The sequence below is a fragment of the Pseudomonadota bacterium genome, from assembly GCA_039714795.1.
Taxonomy (GTDB): Bacteria; Pseudomonadota; Alphaproteobacteria; order JAGOMX01; family JAGOMX01; genus JBDLIP01.
The window spans coordinates 1-4,793 of record JBDLIP010000126.1 but is presented as its reverse complement, the minus strand read 5'-3'; the positions used below and the strand labels follow the sequence as shown (position 1 = coordinate 4,793).

Genomic DNA, 4,793 nt, shown 5'->3' with positions numbered 1-4,793 from the left:
AAGTAACAAAAAGAAAAACAAAAGGGTATAAGAATAAATTATTTAAAACGATGGTTTATTTACTTGCTGGAAATTCGGATTTTTACCAACTGAAACTACGCTGTTCGCCTACCTAAAATTCAGCTTACCCACTCAAAACGCAAAAGAGCCATTTCTTTTGTTGGTTATTCAAAAAAAAATAATGGGATCAAGTTCGGAATGACGGACGTGTAAGAGCAATCAAATTGCTTGCTGCACATCTACTGGAAAAGTATAACGTTCAGCCTCTGGTACGGCGTTAATGTCACCACTAATAACCACACGTGCTGACTGGTCTCGATGGTTAAAAGACTTTACTGAGATAACCAAATCCTGCAACCGTGACTCGTAAAACTCAAGCGCCCTTTTTATATGGCGCTCAAGCTTGCGTTTTCCTAATGTTTGTGTCACATCAAAATGCGAGAAATCGATCAAGCCGTAGGCTGACTTATCGTTCCATGATTTCTTATTATCATCAAGTGCATGAATGGAAAAGGGTAACCGGCTATAACGGGTATTTAACAGCCAACTTACCTCCTCACGAATGGATTTTTTAAGCTCTGCTACGCTGAGTGTCCGAAGTGGCTTGGCTTCCTCTGAAACAGAAGGCTCCTCGTCCACCATACGATGGAACAACGGAGCCAGAATTTCAATTTTATCGTGGTGCGGCATTCTGCTTTGCTGCTTTTATTATTCAACTGTAGCTTCTTCTGGAGGTGTTTGCTCTGCAGGTTCATTATCGGTAGTCTCTCCAGTACCTAGGCCAAAGTTATATTGAGCTGCAGTTTGACCCACAGGATCTGCACTTTCTGCATCAACGGCATGGAATTCATGCATGTAATCTTTAGCTCTAAATATTATCAAAGTCATCACACGTCCAACTTTGCTGTAAACTATATGGCAATCACCATAACTGAATTGTTCGCTTATCCCCTTTTCATTTAAGTACAATACGTTTATGTTTGTAATTTTTTCTCGGTTTATCAGCTTTGTTTCAAAAATGGGTACATAAGAACCATTAGGAACAACAACGAGAATGTTGAAACTCCGCACTGTACCTGAAGCAACTTGATGGTTTTCTGCGTTCGGTACGAAGTAGCTTTGCAAACCGTGCTCAAAGTGATTAAGACGGATTGCTGTCTCCACATTGGGAAGTGATGCCTCCAGCAGCTCAGGCACTTGCAAAGCCATATCTGCTGTATGAACTCCGCGTCCATATGAAGACTTAACAGTGAGCTCCCTATTCACTATTTGTCCACTACCAACGTCTTCAGGAAACACAAACGTTTCAGTCCGCAATTCTGCCCCAACTCCAGATGTAATTGGCATGTCCTTTACCTCCTAATTGTATATTTCTTTATTTTTACTGCTGTGTTAAAAAATTTACCCTGTAACCGGTGGAGGCAAGTCAGCCACCAAACGCAAGGATACATTCAACTCTTCCAGTTGGAAGTGAGGCCTTAAAAAGACCGTAGCCCGGTAACTTCCAGGTTTCCCAGGCACATCGACAACATCAATACGAGCTTCTCGCAGAGGGTATTTGGCCTTTACCGCATGAGTTGCGTGATCCGTAATCAAGACATATTGAGCAATCCAGGTATTTAGATACTTGGAAACCTCTTGTTTGTTCATAAAAGAACCAACCTTATCGCGCATAATCACTTTGATATAGTGGGCAAAGCGTGAGCATGCCAACATATAAGACAATCTAGCTGACAGTTGTGAATTTGAATTTGCTGAATCCAAATTGTATAGCTTTGCCCTTTGCGTTGTTTGCCCGCCAAAGAAAGCAGCAAAGTCAGTTCCTTTGGAATGACACAGTGAGATAAACCCTAGATCACTGAGTTCTTTCTCGCGGCGATCGGTTACGGCAACTTCAGTTGGACATTTCAAAGCCACATCTCCATCGGTGGTTTTAAATGTATAGGCTGGAAGCCCTGCTACCATACCGCCACCTTCAACGCCGCGAATCGCAGCTGGCCATTTATAAAGAGCAACAGCATTGGTAACGCGCTCAGCCAAGGCATAAGCCGAATTGCTCCAACAGAATTTGCTGTTGTCGACACCGTCGACATCTTCTTCAAAGTTGATTCCTTCAACCGGAATTGTTTTGGCCCCGTAGGGTAGTCGCATTAAGATGCGAGGCAGCGTTAAGGCAATATAGCGAGAATCTTCACTGTTGCGGAATGAATTCCATTTCACAAGCTCAGTGTTTTCAAAGATTTTATTTAGATCTCGTGGCACACCCATCTGGGTAAAGCTATCCAGATCAAAAAGCGCAGGGCTTGCTGCCGTCATAAAGGGAGCGTGCGCAGCAGCGGCCACCTGAGAGAGCTTTTCAAGCAGTGCCATATCCTGCGGGTGGCGACCAAATTCATAATCTCCAAGCAAGCAAGAATAGGGAGTACCACCAAAAGTGCCATATTCCTCTTCATAAACTTTTTTAAACAATTGGCTTTGATCAAACTCAACGGCTCTTTCGAGATCTTTCAACAATTCTTTTTTCGTGATGTTAAGAACACGCAGTTTCAAAAGCCGTCCGGTCTCTGTTTTCATGACCAAATAATGCAACCCGCGCCAAGAGCCTTCCATAGATTGGAAATCTGGGTGATGCATAATTTCATTGAGTTGTCCGGTAAGCAGGGCATCAATTCTTTGAATATTCTTAGCTATAAAAGATAAGGAATCAGCGCTTGTGACCTTTTCCTTGGTCAGCTGTTTGACAAATTCCTGCAGCAAAGCACTAGCAAAATCACGCTGTGATTCATCACGCATCAATTTGCCTTCTTTGAGGACTTTGTCCATAGCCGCACTCTTCGCGCCAGCTCCCTTTTTAATATCATCACGGACTTTGTTGTCTTTCATGATTTTGTTTAGTAGCTCTTCCAGCTCTTCGTTACCATCCATTTTGCCAAGCAGATCGTTAAGCTTAACTCTGGTTGAATAAAGCTCTGCCATAGCTGGAACTTGTTTAACGATATTGAGTGGATCAAAGTCATCCATTGATTTAAAGTTCAGCTCAACGCCAAGCTTGCCGCCTGCCTTTGCAAGTTTGTCTTCGACAAATATTGCAATTCGAGGTTGGTAGGATGCCATCACGTCGTTAATGTTGTCACGATCTATTTCAACAAATTTACGTTCTTTCAATTTGGGTAAAGCTGTTTTGGGTTTACCCGATAGATCGGCCATCACTCCCATCAGAAACGGAAGTTCACGCGCCTCAATGGCTTCACCAATCTCGACATCGTATGTTATTTGAACTCTTGGCGGGCGAACCCGGTCGAGTTTGTGTTGAATACTTTCAGCCATTTTGACCCCTCCCTTACATTATCAAGGTTTTCTCTAATATGCTCTTTTCCTAGTTCTATTACACAGAATAAGGATTAAAAAGACGTAAAATTTTTAGATAAAAATTATGTAAATCATTTCTAAATACATTATGGGAACAGATTATTGATGAAAGGTGCTCTTTCACGCATAAATATTTTCACGTATACTGAAGCTGGATCAAATTGTGCGTTTTTCGCTATCATATACCGAAGTGAAATCAAAACCTCTGTTTCCTGATACGCTCAAAGTGCTCATTTACACTTGTAAACTGCGCGCTTCTCGCTATCATTAAACTAAAGGTTTTGATTTCACGAGAGTATAAAATTCAACATTTTGATTCAGCACGGATATATAATAATCATCAAGAACGTGATAGGAGTGCACTTCATGTCCCAAACTCATCCCCTGGTTACAACTTCGTCGTTGCAGTCGCCCACTGAACGCCTAAACCAATTTAAGCGGTTTTTGCAAAAAGAGGGGCTCGATGGATTTTTAGTTCCAAAAGTGGACGAACATCAGGGGGAATATGTGCCGCCCCATGCGGAGAGGCTACGCTGGCTAACTGGTTTTTCCGGCAGTGCTGGATTTGCCATTGTGTTACAAGAAAAAACAGCCCTGTTTGTTGATGGTCGTTATACACTACAAGCACAAGATCAAGTAGACACAACGGTTGTCGAAATATGTCCACTTGCCAACATCAACCCGCACACATGGCTCAAGGATCATATCCAAGCAAAGCAACGTATTGGCTTTGATCCCTGGCTGCACACCCGTGAAAATCTCGAAAGATTTCAAAATGAAGTGACGGAGACAGAAACCGAATGGATTCCGTGTTCAAGTAATCCTATTGATGAATTATGGACTGACCAGCCAGCGCGACCACAAACCAAGTTGAAACTTCACGACGTACAATTTGCAGGAAAAACAGCACAAGAAAAGTTGAAACAGATTACAGATTCCCTTGTAACACAAGGGGTTGCAACCTGCATTCTGACACTTCCTGCTTCAGTTGCATGGTTGTTCAATATCCGCGCAAGCGATATTCCATTTCTACCTGCTCCCCTAGGTTTTGCCATTGTGCATGTTGGTGGACAGGCTGAGCTCTTTTTAAACCCACCTGGGCAGCCTCAAGAGGTTATGCAATATTTTGGAGAGAATGTCAGCCTCTATGCAAGAGAGGAATTTGCAACACGGTTGCGCGCTCTTGTAAAAAATGCCTCCCATATTTTGGTGGATAAAAAAACGTGCCCTATTTTTATCACAGACTTCTTGCAAGGCGCTGATTGTCAGGTTATTTTCTCGCAAGACCCTTGTCTACTGCCGCAAGCTTGCAAAAACTCGGTTGAAATCACAGGTGCGAGAAATGCCCACATCCGCGATGGAACGGCTTTGGTCAATTTTTTGGCTTGGCTCAGCCGAGTCGTCCCAGCTAAAAATATAACTGA

At 42.8% G+C, this 4,793-nt stretch carries 4 protein-coding genes; 1 reads left to right on the top strand and 3 read right to left on the bottom strand.

The window, feature by feature from the left end; all coding sequences use genetic code 11:
• Positions 1–219: 219 nt before the first annotated feature.
• The 3 genes from tssE to tssC are packed head-to-tail and all read right to left on the bottom strand — an operon-like array spanning position 220 to position 3,327.
• On the bottom strand, positions 220–690 hold the full coding sequence (tssE, locus tag ABFQ95_07635) for a type VI secretion system baseplate subunit TssE (GenBank protein ID MEN8237391.1): 471 nt from the start codon (positions 688–690) through the stop codon (positions 220–222).
• An 18-nt stretch (positions 691–708) separates the two neighbouring features.
• Complete coding sequence (locus tag ABFQ95_07630; protein ID MEN8237390.1) at positions 709–1,347, bottom strand: hypothetical protein; 639 nt, start codon at positions 1,345–1,347, stop codon at positions 709–711.
• A 54-nt stretch (positions 1,348–1,401) separates the two neighbouring features.
• Complete coding sequence (gene tssC, locus ABFQ95_07625) at positions 1,402–3,327, bottom strand: type VI secretion system contractile sheath large subunit (GenBank protein MEN8237389.1); 1,926 nt, start codon at positions 3,325–3,327, stop codon at positions 1,402–1,404.
• A gap of 408 nt (positions 3,328–3,735) precedes the next feature.
• Here tssC and ABFQ95_07620 point away from each other — a divergent pair.
• The coding region (locus tag ABFQ95_07620; GenBank protein ID MEN8237388.1) for an aminopeptidase P family N-terminal domain-containing protein at positions 3,736–4,793 on the top strand (1,058 nt) is incomplete at its 3' end.